Annotated in this window: 15 protein-coding genes; 7 read left to right on the plus strand and 8 right to left on the minus strand. The window is 64.6% G+C overall.

The window, feature by feature from the left end:
* Nucleotides 1-109 precede the first annotated feature (109 nt).
* Both uvrB and U5A89_RS18670 read right to left on the minus strand, forming a co-directional pair.
* Complete coding sequence (gene uvrB, locus U5A89_RS18665) at nt 110-2293, minus strand: excinuclease ABC subunit UvrB (RefSeq protein WP_338162514.1); 2184 nt, start codon at nt 2291-2293, stop codon at nt 110-112.
* A gap of 40 nt (nt 2294-2333) precedes the next feature.
* On the minus strand, nt 2334-2762 hold the full coding sequence (locus tag U5A89_RS18670; RefSeq protein WP_338163111.1) for a hypothetical protein: 429 nt from the start codon (nt 2760-2762) through the stop codon (nt 2334-2336).
* Between the two features lie 268 nt (nt 2763-3030).
* Here U5A89_RS18670 and U5A89_RS18675 point away from each other — a divergent pair, with 268 nt between their 5' ends.
* A complete protein-coding gene (locus U5A89_RS18675) occupies nt 3031-3534 on the plus strand; it encodes a DUF3617 domain-containing protein (protein WP_338162515.1) in 504 nt (167 codons plus the stop codon).
* Nucleotides 3535-3579: 45 nt separating this feature from the next.
* On the opposite strand, the gene U5A89_RS18680 is transcribed toward U5A89_RS18675, so the two are convergent.
* Complete coding sequence (locus tag U5A89_RS18680) at nt 3580-4797, minus strand: MBL fold metallo-hydrolase (protein ID WP_338162516.1); 1218 nt, start codon at nt 4795-4797, stop codon at nt 3580-3582.
* 175 nt (nt 4798-4972) lie between these two features.
* Here U5A89_RS18680 and purH point away from each other — a divergent pair, with 175 nt between their 5' ends.
* The 5 genes from purH to U5A89_RS18705 all read left to right on the plus strand — a co-directional run bounded on the left by purH (nt 4973) and on the right by U5A89_RS18705 (nt 10914).
* Entirely contained in the window at nt 4973-6562 is a 1590-nt protein-coding gene (purH, locus tag U5A89_RS18685) for a bifunctional phosphoribosylaminoimidazolecarboxamide formyltransferase/IMP cyclohydrolase (RefSeq protein ID WP_338162517.1), read from the plus strand.
* Between the two features lie 175 nt (nt 6563-6737).
* The gene (locus tag U5A89_RS18690) at nt 6738-7070 is read left to right on the plus strand and encodes a UrcA family protein (protein ID WP_338162518.1); all 333 of its coding nucleotides are present in this window, start codon (nt 6738-6740) and stop codon (nt 7068-7070) included.
* A gap of 181 nt (nt 7071-7251) precedes the next feature.
* Entirely contained in the window at nt 7252-8775 is a 1524-nt protein-coding gene (locus U5A89_RS18695) for an NAD(P)/FAD-dependent oxidoreductase (RefSeq protein ID WP_338162519.1), read from the plus strand.
* 5 nt (nt 8776-8780) lie between these two features.
* A complete protein-coding gene (locus tag U5A89_RS18700; RefSeq protein WP_338162520.1) occupies nt 8781-9179 on the plus strand; it encodes a GtrA family protein in 399 nt (132 codons plus the stop codon).
* Nucleotides 9157-10914 (plus strand): hypothetical protein, encoded by a 1758-nt coding sequence (locus U5A89_RS18705; RefSeq protein ID WP_338162521.1) that lies wholly within the window; start codon nt 9157-9159, stop codon nt 10912-10914. Before U5A89_RS18700 ends, U5A89_RS18705 begins: the two co-directional genes overlap by 23 nt.
* Here the strand turns inward: U5A89_RS18705 and msrB are convergent.
* Genes msrB through U5A89_RS18720 form a run of 3 tightly spaced genes read right to left on the minus strand, consistent with a single transcriptional unit; the run spans nt 10901 to nt 13584 of the window.
* Complete coding sequence (gene msrB, locus U5A89_RS18710) at nt 10901-11377, minus strand: peptide-methionine (R)-S-oxide reductase MsrB (protein WP_338162522.1); 477 nt, start codon at nt 11375-11377, stop codon at nt 10901-10903. The two genes, U5A89_RS18705 and msrB, sit on opposite strands and share 14 nt — an antisense overlap.
* Nucleotides 11378-11395: 18 nt before the next feature.
* On the minus strand, nt 11396-12586 hold the full coding sequence (locus U5A89_RS18715; protein WP_338162523.1) for an ABC transporter permease: 1191 nt from the start codon (nt 12584-12586) through the stop codon (nt 11396-11398).
* On the minus strand, nt 12583-13584 hold the full coding sequence (locus U5A89_RS18720; RefSeq protein ID WP_338163112.1) for an ABC transporter ATP-binding protein: 1002 nt from the start codon (nt 13582-13584) through the stop codon (nt 12583-12585). The genes U5A89_RS18715 and U5A89_RS18720 overlap by 4 nt, the downstream gene beginning before the upstream one ends.
* Before the next feature lie 28 nt (nt 13585-13612).
* On the opposite strand from U5A89_RS18720, the gene queG reads away from it, so the two are divergent.
* Nucleotides 13613-14665: a tRNA epoxyqueuosine(34) reductase QueG gene (gene queG / locus U5A89_RS18725; protein ID WP_338162524.1), complete on the plus strand. Its 1053-nt coding sequence runs from the start codon at nt 13613-13615 to the stop codon at nt 14663-14665.
* A gap of 470 nt (nt 14666-15135) precedes the next feature.
* On the opposite strand, the gene U5A89_RS18730 is transcribed toward queG, so the two are convergent.
* Together U5A89_RS18730 and U5A89_RS18735 are read right to left on the minus strand one after the other, a co-directional pair.
* A complete protein-coding gene (locus U5A89_RS18730; protein ID WP_338162525.1) occupies nt 15136-15501 on the minus strand; it encodes a hypothetical protein in 366 nt (121 codons plus the stop codon).
* On the minus strand, nt 15498-16163 hold the full coding sequence (locus U5A89_RS18735) for an EI24 domain-containing protein (RefSeq protein ID WP_338162526.1): 666 nt from the start codon (nt 16161-16163) through the stop codon (nt 15498-15500). The genes U5A89_RS18730 and U5A89_RS18735 overlap by 4 nt, the downstream gene beginning before the upstream one ends.
* Nucleotides 16164-16266 lie beyond the last annotated feature (103 nt).

Here is a 16266-nt window from a genome sequence, read left to right on the forward strand (position 1 = left end):
ACGACAATCTAATCTGCCGCATCATCGGCGAGATTTGAATCGACGTTTATACCCCTCAGTTACACCGTTCTACGGACGCCATTTGGACAGTCGCCTGTCCAAATGAACCTCACCGCCCAAACTTCTTCTGCACCTTCCCATATCGCAGCTTCCGCGTCCCCGGCTTCCCCTCGGTCGCTCGCCCGCGCGGCGCCGCGACCTGCTGCTCTACCGGCAGCCCCAATTCTTCCGCCTCCAACTTGCGGATTTCGTCGCGAATCCGCCCGGCTTCCTCGAACTCCAGGTCTGCGGCCGCGGTGCGCATCTTCTTTTCCAGATCCTCGATATAGGCGCGCAGATTATGGCCGACCATGTGCGGGCGATCGTCCAGCCCTGTATCGACCGTCACCTGATCCTTGCTGGACACATGGGCGATGATATCGCCGATATTGCGCTTGATCGTGGTCGGCGTGATGCCGTGCTCCAGATTATAGGCTTCCTGCTTCTCGCGCCGCCGCCCGGTTTCGTTGAGCGCCCGCTCCATCGACCCGGTGATCCGGTCGGCATAGAGGATCACGCGCCCCTCCACGTTCCGCGCGGCACGGCCGATCGTCTGGATCAGCGAGGTTTCGGACCGCAGGAACCCTTCCTTGTCCGCATCCAATATCGCCACCAGCCCGCATTCTGGGATATCCAGCCCCTCGCGCAGCAGGTTGATGCCGATCAGCACGTCATAGACGCCCAGCCGCAGATCGCGGATCAGCTCGATCCGCTCCAGCGTCTCGACGTCGCTGTGCATGTAGCGAACCTTGATCCCCGCCTCATGCATGAACTCGGTCAGGTCTTCGGCCATCCGCTTGGTCAGCGTGGTGACGAGCGTGCGATGGCCCTGCGCCGCGACTTTGCGGCATTCGTTGATCAGGTCGTCCACCTGGTCCTCGACCGGCTTGATCTCGACCGGCGGATCGATCAGGCCGGTGGGGCGGATGACCTGTTCGCTGAACACGCCGCCGGTCTGCTCCATCTCCCACGGGCCGGGCGTCGCCGACACGCTGACCGTCTGCGGCCGCATCGCGTCCCATTCGTTGAAACGCAGCGGGCGGTTGTCGATACAGCTGGGCAGACGAAATCCATATTCGGCCAGCGTGATCTTGCGGCGATGGTCGCCCCGCGCCATCGCGCCGATCTGCGGCACGGTCTGATGGCTTTCATCCACGAACAGCAACGCATTTTCGGGCAGATATTCGAACAGGGTCGGCGGCGGTTCGCCAGGCAGGCGACCGGTCAGGAAGCGCGAATAATTCTCGATCCCTGCGCAACTGCCGGTCGCCGCGATCATCTCCAGGTCGAAATGGGTGCGCTGCTCCAGCCGCTGCGCCTCCAGCAGCTTGCCTTCCGCCACCAGTTCCTTCAGCCGCTCGGCGAGTTCAAAACGGATCGCCTCCATCGCCTGCTTCAGCGTCGGGCCGGGGGTGACATGGTGGCTGTTGGGAAAGACTTTCACATAGTCGAGCGAGGCGATCTTCTTGCCCGTCAGCGGATCGAACTCGACAATCTCCTCGATCTCGTTGCCGAAGAAACTGACGCGCCAGGCGGTGTCCTCATAATGCGACGGGAAAATCTCCAGATTGTCGCCCTTCACCCGAAAATTGCCGCGCGCAAAGCCCGCATCGTTGCGCTTATACTGCAGCGCCACCAGCTTGCGGATGATCTCCCGCTGGTCCTCGATCCCGCCCTTCTTCATCGTAAAGGTCATGGCCGAATAGGTTTCGACCGACCCGATGCCATAGAGGCAGGAAACCGACGCGACGATGATGCAATCGTCCCGCTCCAGCAGCGCGCGGGTGGCCGAATGGCGCATCCGGTCGATGCTCTCGTTTACGCTGGACTCCTTCTCGATATAGGTGTCCGACCGCGCGACATAGGCTTCGGGCTGATAATAGTCATAATAGCTGACGAAATATTCGACCGCATTGTCGGGAAAGAAGCTCTTGAACTCTCCATAGAGCTGCGCCGCCAATATCTTGTTGGGCGCGAGGATCAGTGCGGGGCGCTGCAACGCCTCGATCACCTTGGCCATGGTGAAGGTCTTGCCCGATCCGGTGACGCCCAGCAGCACCTGGTCCCGCTCCCCGGCCAGCGCCTGTTCAACCAATTCGGGGATCGCGGTGCGCTGGTCGCCCGACGGTTCGTAGTCGCTGACCAGCGTAAACGGCCGCCTCCCCTCGCTCTTTTCGGGGCGGGCCGGGCGATGCGGCACGAAGCCTGCACCGGTTTCCGGTTCATCGAGCGTGGTGCGGATCTGAATCGACATTGAAGGAATATGGGATCTTTGCGCGCAGGCGCAATCGGGATCAGGGCTTCAGTTCGAACGCGGTCTTGGGCGGCGGCGGATAGACTACCGGCTTGTCACCGAAACGCGCGCGCAGGGCGGTCTGGCGGCGTTCGTCATCGATCGCTTCGACATCCACCTCGTCGGGATAACGGAAGCTGACGTCGAACTTCCCGTCCTTGATCTCATATTCCATGATCGACCAACGCTTGATGCCGCCTTCCTCCAATTCGGCATACCAGGCCTCCCAGAGAAGATCGGAAAGCAATCTGCTACCATCGAGATTTCTGACTTGGTGGCCTTCCTCCTTAAAGACGTTGGGGCTAATCCATCTGTCGCCGATCTCCACATAAAGAAAAATTCCATTGGGATCGCCGCCAACGATATCAACCAGTTCTACGCCGATCTCGTTGAAGAGCGGCCCCAGAATGTCGAGCTTATCTTTTGCCATTTTGGACGCCTTTCGCTTCGTTCGGGAATTCTTTGAAGAATTTTCTACCATCGACATACCATGTGACGATGATTTGGTAGGGCCGCTTAGACGTTCCATGGTAAAGCGGTTCGATATCCACGAACAGCTTATGTCCGCTGATTGCGCGCCATGACGTCCGATGACTCCCCCCTCCCCCATCATTTCTGCTTGCGCTTTGCCGATCGCAGGTAGAGCCTTGGCCTGTTCCGCTCAGAGAACAGAACCCGACACAATTGGGGATGAGGATATGCGAAAGACATGGCTGGCGGCGGTGCCGCTGGGGCTGACCCTGGGCCTTGGCGCTTGCGGCGGCGATCCGACCCCCGCACCACAGGCGGAAGAGGCTCCGGTGGTGATGCAGGCCGGGCAATGGACGATCATCCGCAAGACCACCGGCTACAACACGCCCACCGTGACCCCGGCCGAATATCAGGCCGCGCTCAAGCAGATCGGCGAGGAGAGGCTGTGCATCGCCGTCGATCCGCTGGGCGTCCCCTCCGCCGACGCGCTGGCGGGCAAGGAAGGCACGGCCTGCACCTACAAGGACAAGATGGTGCGCAAGGGTCGGTTGATCGCCACCCTGTCCTGCACCGCGGGCGCGGGCACGTCGGAGATCGTGGTGGAAGGCAATTATACCGCCGACACGATGACGCTGGGCACGACCATGACGAAAACCGAAGGCGGCAAGGTGGTCCTGCGCACGACCCATGACGTCACCGGCAAGCGAACCGGCGATTGTCCCAAGCCATAACTGTGTTTCCGCGGCGGCCGGGAACCCAGTCCCGCCACAAAACCCCTATTCCAGCGCCCGGATCGCCCGCTCATCGCATTGCTTGGTGCCCACCGGCACCGGACTGACCGTCGGCACCTGCATCGACTGGCCGATCCGCAGCGGCGCAAAGCGTTTGCGCTCTATCCCCTCGCACCGCAGATAGAGGTCCAGCATCTTGGGCGGCGTGTCCCATTGTTCGTAGGACAGGCGGAACGTGCCCCAATGGATCGGGATCGCGGTCGATGCGCCCAGCCGCTTGAATATCTCCACCGCCTGACCCGGGCCGATATGCGCGTCCGACGCCATCTGCCCCTTCCAGAAACGGAACGCGCCGATCGGGATCAGCGCCAGCCGGATCGGGCCGAAGCGCGCCGCTTCATAGGGCCATCCCATGTCACCCGCCCCGGTATCCCCGGCGAAAAACACATTGCCCGCCCGCGTCTCGATCAGGAAGCTCGACCAGAGCGCCCGGTTGCGGTCCGTGCCCCATCGGCTGCCCCAATGATGGTTGCGCGTCACATGGACGCGATAGTCGGGGCAATGTTCGTAATTGCCGCACTGGATCACCGCATTGGGCGCCAGCCCGCTCAGCGCCGCGCCGCTGACCGACTGGCCCCAATCCAGCGCCGTCGCCGGAATGCCGTTCGCCTTCAGGATCGCGTCATTGCCCAGGCTCGTGACGATCCGTGGCCGGTCCCGATCCCACAGCCGCTTCAACGTCGGCAGGTCCATATGATCATAATGATTGTGGCTCAGCACGATCAGGTCGATCTTGGGCAAATCGTCGAACGCGATGCCCGGCTGCGCGACCCGCTTGGGGCCAAGCGGCGGCAGAGGACTGGCATAGTCCGACCAGATCGGATCGGTCAGGATGTTCAGCCCCGCCGCCTGCACCAGCACCGTCGCATGGCCGACCCAGGTCGCCACCATGCCGCGCGGCGCGGCGAAGGGCGCGGGGCGCGCAGGCTTGACCGCGATCGCCAGCGGCCAGGGCGGCCGGTCGTCATTGCCGAGCAGCCAGCGGGCAATGAACCCGGTGCGGCTGGCGCCCGGCGGCGCGGGCGTATCGATCGCGCCATCGGGATTAAAGAAATGCGCGCCGTCATAATGACGGCTGACCGGTCCCTGATAATAGATACGGTCCAGAAAGGGCGGAGCGATCGTGATCGCCAGGCACAGCGCGACGACCAGAAACAGCAGCGCGACCCCCGCGCCCCGGACGATGCTGACAAGGCGACCCATGGCTGCTCCCGATACCGACGTTCAGCGCCATAGCGCAAGGCGACGGTGGAGCAAGGGTCCAGACCAAAGCCCCCTCCCCACCCCATCGCGGCCGGGGCTGTATTTTTCCGTCATCTACCCTTAAGGGACCGGCGCAAAGCCGTCCCGCCCTTTGCCAGAGAAAGCCCTGCGCCTCATGACCGACTATCCCATCAAACGCGCCCTCCTGTCCGTGTCCGACAAGTCCGGGCTCATCGAACTGAGCCAGGCGCTGGGCAAGCATGGCGTCGAACTGGTGTCGACCGGCGGCACGGCCAAGGCGCTGCGGGACGCGGGCCTGGCGGTCAAGGATATTTCCGACCTCACCGGCTTCCCCGAAATGATGGACGGCCGCGTCAAGACGCTGCACCCCAAGGTTCATGGCGGGCTGCTCGCCGTGCGGGGCAACCCGGAGCATGTCGCATCGATGGACGAACATGCGATCGGCGCGATCGACCTGGTGGTGGTGAACCTCTATCCCTTCGCCGCCACCGTCGCCAAAGGCGCCGAGCGCGAGGAGATCATCGAGAATATCGATATCGGCGGCCCGTCCATGGTCCGCTCCGCCGCCAAGAATCATGAAAGCGTCGCGATCGTTACCGATCCGGCCGACTATGCGCGCCTGATCGAGGAAATGGAGCAGAAGGATGGCGCGACCAGCTACGACTTCCGCCGGATGCTCGCAGCCAAAGCCTATGCCGCCACCGCTGCCTATGATTCGATGATCGCCAGCTGGTTCGCCTTCGCCGACCAGGGCGTCGCCTTCCCCGAAACGCTGGCGGTGGCGAGCCGCCTGTCCACTACGCTGCGCTACGGCGAAAACCCGCACCAGTCGGCCGCGCTCTATCTGCCCACCGGCCCGTCGGCCAACGGCATCGCCCAGGCGCGCCAGATCCAGGGCAAGGAACTCAGCTACAATAATTATAACGACGCCGACGCCGCGCTGGAACTGGTCAGCGAATTTCGCGACGGCCCGCCGACCGTCGTCATCGTCAAGCATGCCAATCCCTGCGGCGTGGCGACCGGCGCGACGCTGATCGAAGCCTATGAAGCCGCGCTCGCCTGCGACAGCGTATCGGCCTTCGGCGGCATCATCGCGGTCAACCGCCCGCTCGACGGCCCGACCGCCGAAGCCATCAGCGGCATCTTCACCGAAGTCGTCGCCGCGCCCGACGCCGATGACGACGCCAAGGCTATCTTCGCCAAGAAGAAGAATCTGCGCCTGCTGCTGACCGGCGACCTGCCCGATCCCACGCGATCCGGCTTGCAGATCAAGAGCATAGCGGGCGGCCTGCTGGTCCAGAGCCGCGACAATGGCCAGGTGACGCGCGATGCGCTCAGGCAAGTGACCAAGCGCGCACCGACCGAACAGGAACTCAAGGACTGCCTGTTCGCCTGGACAGTCGCCAAACATGTGAAGTCCAACGCTATCGTCTATGCCAAGGACGGCAGCACCGCCGGCGTCGGCGCAGGCCAGATGAACCGCCTGGAATCCGCGCGCATCGCCGCGTGGAAGGCGAAGGACGCCGCCGAAAAGGCCGGTTGGTCCACGCCCCGCACCATCGGCTCGGCGGTCGCTTCGGACGCCTTTTTCCCCTTCGCCGACGGGCTGCTGGCGGCGGTGGAAGCGGGCGCCACGGCGGTGATCCAGCCGGGCGGATCGATCCGCGACGACGAAGTCATCGCGGCGGCGGACGAAGCGGGCCTCGCCATGGTCTTCACCGGTATGCGCCACTTCCGGCACTGATATTTGATGCGGGTGCGAACGCCATCTGTTCGCACCCGCAAAATCGCAGAAAACCGCCAATTTTTATCAATTGGCCTCTTTTCAACCGCACCAGCAAGGCCTATTTGATACGCGACCCTACATCCACGTCAGACGTGGGGCAGAAAATAGAAGAATGTTCGACAGGAGATACAGGATGCCCAAAAATATGCTGGTGGCGCTTGCCGCTACGATGGCCCTTGCGCTGCCCGGCGTGGCAAGCGCGGGCAGCAATGACATGGATGTGGTCGTGGACGGCCATTCGGGCACCGAGACGCGCAGCGTCGCGGTGTCGCTCGCAGATCTCAACCTTGCCAGCAATACCGGCCTGCGCCGCGCCGATTCTCGGCTCGTGCGCGCGTCCAAGCAGGTGTGCGGCTGGGTCAACGGATCGGTCCTGCCCGTCACCGACGATTATCGCAGCTGCTTTGGCAGCGCGATCGACGGCGCGCGGTCCGACCTCGGCACGCTGGCCCAACGCCAGAGCTGATCCCGCTCGCCGACATGATCGCGTCGTCCCCGCATGAAGGGGAATTGCAGGGGGTCGTTCCACCTTGGTGGAACGGCCCTTTGTTATGCTACCTACTCATCCTTACCGGCCGTTAACCAGTCCTTAGAGGATTTCCTTCACTCCGAAAGCCACGAACGATCTTTCGGGGGAATAGCCTGCCATGCCGCGTACCGACACACATGTGGACGTCGCCATCATAGGCGCGGGGCCAGCCGGCCTTACCGCCGCCTATCTGCTGACCAAGCAGGGCTATAGCGTCACCGTGATCGAAAAAGACCCGGTCTATGTCGGCGGCATCAGCCGCACGGTGGAACTGGACGGCTTTCAATTCGACATTGGCGGGCATCGCTTCTTTTCCAAGTCGCAGCAGGTCGTGGACCTGTGGAATGAAATCCTGCCCGACGACTTCATCCAGCGCCCCCGGATGAGCCGCATCTATTATGAGGGCAAATATTACAGCTACCCGCTGCGCGCCTTCGAAGCGCTGTGGAACCTCGGCATCTGGCGTTCGACGCTTTGCATGGCGAGTTTCGCCAAGGCCAAGCTGTTCCCGAACCGCAACATCCGCTCCTTCCAGGACTGGACCGTCAACGCCTTCGGCCACAAACTCTTCTCGATCTTCTTCAAGACCTATACCGAAAAAGTCTGGGGCATGCCCTGCAACGAAATGTCGGCCGACTGGGCGGCACAACGAATCAAAGGCCTGTCGCTCTGGGGCGCGGTGACTGATGGCCTCAAACGCTCGCTCGGCCTCAACAAGAAACCCAATGACGGCATGGCGACCAAGACGCTGCTCGAAACCTTCCGTTACCCCCGTCTCGGCCCCGGCATGATGTGGGAGGCCGCCCGCGACAAGGTGGTGGCCGGTGGCAACGAAGTGCTGATGGCGCACAGTTTCAAGCGGCTGGAGGAAGACCAGGCGGCAGGCACATGGCGCCTGATCGCGACGGGACCGGATGGCGACACCGTCATCAACGCCGCCCATGTGATCAGTTCCGCGCCGATGCGCGAACTGGCGGGCCGCATCCACCCTCTGCCTGATACGCTGCCGCAAGCGATGGACCTGAAATATCGCGATTTCCTGACCGTGGCGCTGATGGTGAAGGGGGAGGATATCTTCCCCGACAACTGGATATACATCCACGACAGCAAGGTGCAGGTCGGCCGCATCCAGAATTTCCGCAGCTGGTCGCCCGAAATGGTGCCCGATCCCGCGCTCGCCTGCGTGGGCCTGGAATATTTCTGTTTCGAAGGCGACGGCCTGTGGTCCGCGCCCGATGCCGATCTGATCGCGCTCGCCACCCGCGAAATGGCGCAGTTGGGTCTGTGCAGCCCCGACGATGTCGTGGGCGGCGCGGTCGTGCGGCAGGAAAAGGCCTATCCGGTCTATGACGATGACTATGCCGCCAATGTGCTGGCGATGCGCAGCGAACTGGAAGCGCGCTACCCTACGCTGCACATGGTCGGCCGCAACGGCATGCACCGCTATAATAATCAGGACCATGCGATGATGACGGCAATGCTGACCGTGCGCAACATCGTCGCGGGTGCGCGCGTCCATGACGTGTGGCAGGTCAATGAAGACGCCGAATATCATGAAGCGGGCGACGAGGGCCAGGATGCGGATGCGCAGGCGGCGCTTGCCAGCGTCCGCGCCGTCCCTTCGCGGCTGAAGGCCGCCTGATCGCCATGACGGCGCGGATCGCGGCGCTCTTGGCGCGGCTGATGTTCGCCCGCTATCTGCTGGCCAGCATCTGCGCGCTGACCAGCGATTTCGCCATCTTCCTGGCGCTCGACCATGGCGGCGCGCCTCCTATGATCGCGGCGCTGGGCGGCTATGCCAGTGGCCTCATCGTCCATTGGGTGATCAGCATCCGATTCGTCTTCGATCTGGCGGGCGGCCCCACCCATGCGCAGCGGATCGGCTTCGTCGTCAGCGCGCTTATCGGCATGAGCATCACCCTGGCGCTGGTCGGCGCGCTCAGCGCCATCGGCATGGCGCCTGCGATCGCCAAATTGCTGTCGGTGCCGGTCAGCTTCCTGTCCGTCTATGCGATCCGCAAATATGGTATCTTTGCGCGCGCCTGACGCGCCGCGCGCAGCCCTGTGGGCGTTGCTGCTGTGGCTCGTCTGCAGCGCGGCGATGCTCTGGCTGTTCCGCACCGATTTCTCCACCCTCGGCTTTCGCGATCCGGACGACGCCATGCGGCTGGCGCAGGTGCGCGACTGGATCGCCGGCCAGCCCTTCTGGGACGTCAGCCAGCATCGGGTGAACCCGCCCGTCGGCGGCCCGATGCACTGGTCGCGCATCGTCGATATGCCGATCGCGGCGCTGATCCTGTTGCTCACCCCAATGATCGGCACCGCCAGCGCCGAACTGATCGCCTGCATCACCGTGCCGCTGCTGTTGCTGGGCGGCCTGACCGCAACATTGTTCGTCGCGGCCCGGCGCGTCGCGGGCCACGGCATCGCGCTGCTCAGCGTCGCGCTGCTCCTGACCAGCCCCAGCATTTTGGTCCAGTTCACCCCGTTGCGGATCGACCATCATGGCTGGCAAATCGCCATGGCCGCGCTGGCGCTATGCGGCGCGCTTGATGCGCGCCAGATGCGCGGCGGCATCGTCGCGGGGCTGGCGCTCGCCATCTGGCTCCAGATTTCGAGCGAAGCGCTGCCCTATGTCGCGCTCTTCGCCGCCGTCTTCGCCCTGCGCCACTGGATCGCGCGCGACCAGGCACCGCGCTTCATCGCCTTCGCCGTCACCCTGGGCAGCGCGGCGCTGGTGCTGCTTGCCCTGTTGCGCGGCCCGCACGCCTTGATCGACCGCCATTGCGACGCTCTGTCCTTCGTCTATCTCTGGCCGCTGGTCGCACTGGCGCTGGCGGCGGGCGTCGCGGGTCGCATGATCGGCACGGCCACCGCAGGTCGCCGCCTCACCATCGCCGCGATCGGCGGCGGCGCGGCTTTGGCGACCTTTTTGCTCACCAGCGGCCCCTGCCTCTCGGGCGATCCCTTCGCCGCGCTCGGACCGCTCGCCTACAAACTCTGGTATTTGCAGGTGAAAGAGGGGCGGCCGATCTGGGAACAGAGCCTGACCCTGCAAGGCGTGATCCTGCTGCCCGCGCTGCTCGGCCTCGGCGCCAGCCTTCTCGCCGCCCGCCAGACTATAGGCGAAGCGCGGATGCGCTGGCTGGTGCTGACGCTGCTGCTCGCCGGATCAACACTGGTCGCGATACTGGTCATGCGGGCGCTGTCGGTCGCCCATGTCTTCGCGCTGCCGGGGATCGCCTGGCTGCTGACGCGCCTGTTCGCTCGCGTGCAGGCCGCACGGTCAGCGCTGCTACGCGTACCCGGATCGGTCGCGCTGGTATTGCTGACCCCCGCAGGCCTCAGCGCCCTCTGGGTCGCAGCCGCGGCAAAGCCGGAACCGGCAAAAGCCGCCAGCGCCAATTGCCGCGCCGCCAGCGTCCTCGTGCCCTTGAAGGCGCTACCGCCCGCCACATTGTTCGCGCCGCTCGACCTTGGCCCCGACATCCTCGTCCAGACCCGTCATAGCGTCATCGGCACCGCCCATCATCGCAATGCGGCCGGGATCACCGCCGTCATCGCTGGCTTCGTGGATGCCCCGGATCAGGCCCGCCCGGTCATCGGCCGCACCCGCGCGACCTATGTCGTCACCTGCGAAGGCCTCACCGAATATCGGCTCTATGGAAAGGAAAACCAACAGGGACTGGCCGCCCTGCTGGCGAAAGGCGCAGTCCCGACCTGGCTGGAAACGATCCCCACCAAAGGCCCGCTCCACATCTACCGGATCAAGCGGGACTGAATTTCATCGCCACGCCATTCATGCAATAGCGTTTGCCGGTCGGCTTCGGCCCGTCATCGAACACATGGCCCAAATGCCCGCCGCACCGGGCGCAATGCACTTCGGTGCGGGTATAGCCCAACATGCTGTCGCTGCTGGTGCCCACCGCCTTGGGCAGCGGCGCCCAGAAACTGGGCCAACCGGTGCCGCTGTCGAACTTGGTCTTGGAACTGAACAATTTCTGGTCGCATCCGGCGCAACCGAAAATGCCCGCGCGATGCTCCGCGTTAAGAGGACTGCTGCCGGGCTGTTCGGTCGCCTGCTGGCGCAGCACCTTATAGGCCCAGGGGCTGAGCCGCTTCTTCCATTCCGCATCGCTGAGCGCGAAGGGATAGGCCGCCTGCGCGGTTTCGGGCATCAACTGCCACAGGGCCAAAGCCACGGCGCCGGTCGTGACGCCACCTAAGAAATGCCGTCTATCCATGGTGCCGTGCTATCCCCTTCATCCTGTCGCAGGCCTGAACAGTTTCTTCCACCAACGGCCGCCCGACTGCATGACATGCCGCCGGAACAGCAGCACGCCCACCCGGATGATCAGCGCCACGAACGCCCCCTGCCAGACGAGCGCGACGATATGCGGCCAGATCGCCGCATCCTGCGCCGCGCGGGCGATCATTGCGAAGGGCGAACTGAACGGAAAGATGCACGCCGCAACCTCCGCGGGCGATCCCATATGATCGACCGCATAGCTGGCGAAGAAGAAGATCATCATCTGCCCCATGGTGACCGGCATGTTGAGCGTCTGCACCTCCCGCACCGTCGCGGCCTGCGCGCCAATCCCCAGGAACAGCGATCCCAGCAGCGTATAGGCCATCGCGAAATACAGCACCGCCAGCAACAGGAACAGCGGCCACCCAACAGCCGGCGCAGGCAGCGCCCCGCCGCCATCATGCAACGCCAGGAATATGGCGAAGGCCGTCCCGCCCCAGAAGGCGATGCCGACAAAGCTCATCGCCAGCATCGCCATCAGCTTGCCCAGGAAAATCGCGTCGATCGGCACGGCGGCGGCCAATATCTCGATGATCTTGTTGGTCTTTTCCTCGACCAGATTGGACAGGATCATGCCCGCCAGCAAGATGGTGAGGAAGAACATCACCACCTGCGCCACCCGGCCGATCAGCAGCCGCGCCTGCGCCTGCGCGCCCAAGCTCGTCGTGACCTCCCGCCGCTCGATCGTGACGAAGCGCAGCGTGCGTTCGGCCAGCGACGCGGTGGACAACAGGCTGATATCGCCCTGCAACTTGTCCAGATCCTCGCTCTTGCCCGTCAGCACCGGATGGGCGATCGATCCCGACAGGATCGCCACGACCTCCGAATCCCGGCGAGCCAGCTGCGCGCGCGGGCTGGGGCTGGACGGCACGCGCCGCAACCGTGGCAGCTTCTGGTCGCCCATCCGCTCGGCCAGGCGATCATGCGCCCGCTCCAGCGCGGCGCTGTCGGCCTTCGACATCGCCACACCCACCACCGGGCGCAGGTCGGTGCTGGAAATCTTGTCCCCCAGCCCGCCAAACGCCATGCCGATCAGGATCGGCAACAACGGTCCCAGCAGGAACAGGATGAAGGTGCGCGACAGCACCACGGCGGTAAAGTCCCGCCGGGCGATGACGAAAGCGGCCCGCAACAATTGTCTCATGCCGCGTCCTCCGCCACTGGTTCGCCCTGCATCTGCCGGGCCGCCGCCTCCCCCGCGATCGCGACGAAGGCGTCGTGCAAGCCAGGCCGTTCGATCGACAGGCTTTCGATCCCCGCCTGCCCGTCCAGCAGTGCGCGCAGCAACGGCTCTATCCCTTCGTCCGGCAGGTCGAAATGCCACGCCCCGTCCTGCGCCACCGTATCGGCGGGCAACGCGCGCCGCCACGCCCCGTCGCTCACCCGCGTGCGCAACCGCACCTGCGGCCGCAACCGGTCGCGCGCCTCCCCCGGCGTGCCTTCGAAGCGGATGCGCCCGCCCGCCACGATGGCGATGCGCTCGCACAATCGGTCGGCATGGGCGATGACATGGGTGGAAAAGAGGATGGTGACGCCCTGCCGCGCCTGTTCGCGGATCAATGCCTCCAGCTTCTCCTGGTTGATCGCGTCCAGCCCGGAAAACGGCTCGTCCAGTACGATCAATCGGGGTTCGTGGATGATGGTGCCGAACAGTTGCACCGTCTGCGCCATGCCCTTAGACAGCTGGCGGATCGGCTTGTCCGCCGCCGCGCCCATGCCATGCCCCTCCAGCAACGCCCGCGCCCGCGCCCGCCCGACCTTCAGCGGCAGGCCGCGCAGCGCGCCCATGAACGCGATCGCCTCGAACGCCTTCATCGACGGATAGAGGCCGCGCTCTTCGGGCAGATAGCCGACCTGCGCCGCCATGCGCAGCGGCTGCGCCTCGCCCAGCAGCGTACGATGCCCTTCATCCGGGTCGATAATGCCCAGCAGCGTGCGCAGCAGCGTCGTCTTCCCCGCGCCATTGGGACCAAGCACGCCATAGATGGCGCCCGCAGGCACGGCGATGTCGATTCCGTCGACGGCGCGAAAGCTGCCGAATGTCTTGACAAGCCCCTGCCCCTCGACGGCATAGGACGCCGCCGGGACGGGCGCAGGCGCCGCTGTGGCAAGGAAGGATGGAGCCGGGGTGTCGCCGATCATCCCATCCTGATAGTCTGGACCCATGCCCATGCCTATAGAAACCTTGGCCGAAACCTTGGAACAGCGCCTAAAGGCGGAGGCCGTGCGGCTGGGCTTCGCCGCCTGCCGCATCGCGCCTGCCGATGTCGCGCCCAAAACCAGCGAGCGCCTGCGTCAGTGGCTGGACGCGGGCCATCATGGCGACATGCTGTGGATGGAGGATCGGGCCGAACAGCGTGGATCGCCCAAAGGCCTGTGGCCCGACGTGCGCAGCGTCATCATGCTGGGGATGAGCTACGCGCCGGGGCGTGATCCGCTGGCGCTGGCGGACGTGGGCGACCGGGCGCGCTTTTCGGTCTATGCGCAGGGCAAGGATTATCACGACGTCGTCAAAAAGGCATTGAAAGCCTTGGCCCGCTGGCTGGTCGAACAGCAGCCCGGCAGCCTCAAAGTGTTCGTGGATACAGCGCCGGTGATGGAAAAGCCGCTGGCGCAGGGCGCAGGCCTTGGGTGGCAGGGCAAGCACAGCAACCTTGTCAGCCGCAGCCATGGCAGCTGGCTGTTCCTGGGCGCCATCTATACCGAAATGCCGCTGGCGGCCGACGAGGGCGAAACGGACCATTGCGGCCGCTGTACCGCCTGCCTCAACGCCTGCCCTACCGACGCTTTCCCCTCGCCCTATGTGGTCGATGCGCGCCGCTGCATCTCCTACCTCACCATCGAACATAAAGGCCCGATCCCGAACGATCTGCGCCCCGGCATCGGCAACCGCGTCTATGGCTGCGACGATTGCCTGGCGGTCTGCCCCTGGAACAAATTCGCCGACGCCGCCGCCGCGAACCGCGCCTTCGTCGGCCGCGCGGAACTGGCCGCACCCGAAATCGCCGACCTGCTGGCGCTGGACGACGCGGGTTTCCGCGAAATCTTTTCCGGCTCTCCGATCAAGCGCATCGGCCGCAACCGCCTGGTCCGCAACGCCGCCATCGCCGCGGGCAATAGCGGCGACCCGCGCCTGCTGGGTCGGCTACAGGCGCTGGTCGGCGATGACGACCCGGTCGTGGCGGAAGCAGCGACATGGGCGATCGGGCAGATTGCAGGCTGAGGACGGTTTCGTCGGCTGACGACCAAGCACAGCCATCCACGTCCGTCATCCCAGCGAAAGCTGGGATCTCACTTCTTCTAGTGAAGCGCTTAAAAGAAAAGAGAGATGCCGGCCTACGCTGGCATGACGGTCGGGAAACCCGCTGGTCCGCTTCCCGCCCCATGCAGGCCATTCCTGCAACCGGTAGTCAGACCGCCACCACGCCCCCTCCTATTCCCTTCCAATGTAGGATTTCCTCTGATCTACCCTGTCGGATGCATCAGCATGCCCGCCCTCGCCTGCCGATCGTCGCCCCCCGACGCGCGACGATGACCGACCCGTCACCTTGGCGGCGCGTAAGGGGTGCGTAACGATGACCTTACAGACGCGTCAGAGGCGCTTCAGTGACGCGTTGGAACCGGAAATCCGCAGAAATGCGTCGCCACACCCCGACAACGGTGTGAACTTCGGCCCCGCGACCTTGCGGCGCGCTACTTCGCCTGCAAAGCGCTCGCGCAACTCGCCGGATCGACATCCGCGCCCGTGGGACCGCGCGCATCGACATGGGTGACGACCGGCTCTTTCCCGCGCGCAGGCGCATAGAGATAGGCGTCGAGGACGCAGCGCCCATTGGCGAACTGCAATTTGCGCACCGTCGTTTCGCGAATATCCAGCCGGGGCTGGCCGAACATCTGGGTCAAGGCCCGCGCGTCCGACCCCATCAGCGGCCCGTGCTTCATGAAGGCGCTGGCCGGAGGACCGGCGGGCGGCGGAGCATAGCTGCCCTTGGGCACCACGCCACCGCCACAGGCGGCCAGCGGCGCGAACAGCGCCAACGTCACGACAGGGAATTTCATGCGGATATCTTTCGCCCAAGCAGCATGTGCACGGCCATAGCCGCGCTCCAGATCGGCGCAAGCAGGTTGACCAGCGGGATGAGGAACATAACCGCCGAAACGAGGCCCAAAAGCCACCGGCTGCTGCGCGACAGCGGCGGGAGGGCGGGATGACGCGGCTCCACCATATCGGCCATGTCACGGCCCAGCAGATAGGCGTTCACCAGCAGGAACAGCCCGATCGTCCCCACCCCCGTCACCAGCAACAGGATATAGGCGGGCAACGCCAGCAGGTTCCAGCCCAGCGTGCGCGTGATCGACGCAAGGGCGAAGCGCAGGCTGCGCGCCCAGCCCACCGGCCGGGCCGACAGCGCCGCCTGCGGATAATTCTCCCGCTCCACCACTTCGATGATGTCGTCGGCGAACAGGCCCATCACCGCCATCGCCACGGCGCGGAACAACAGCCATCCCGCACCGATCATCAACAGGGTCGTGGCGGTCGCTTGCGCCACGCCGCCCCCGCCCCAGCCGAAATGCAGCCACACCGCATGAAACGCCCACCAGAATGCCGCGCCCAGCCCTACGAAAAACAGCAGAGTCAACACCAGCGTCTTGCCCAGCAGGCGCAGCGCCGCGCCGTGGAAGATGGAGGGAAAGGCGCGCAGGACAGCGGTCAGAACCATGGCCCTGCTATCCTACCGCCTGCCCGCCGCGTCAATCAGCGCCGTTGCATGGGCGCGCCCGGCCCGGTAAAGGCGACGAAATTTTCTGGCATCCCTCAATTCA

Origin of the sequence: Sphingobium sp. HWE2-09, assembly GCF_035989265.1 — a bacterium.
Classification (GTDB): Bacteria; Pseudomonadota; Alphaproteobacteria; order Sphingomonadales; family Sphingomonadaceae; genus Sphingobium.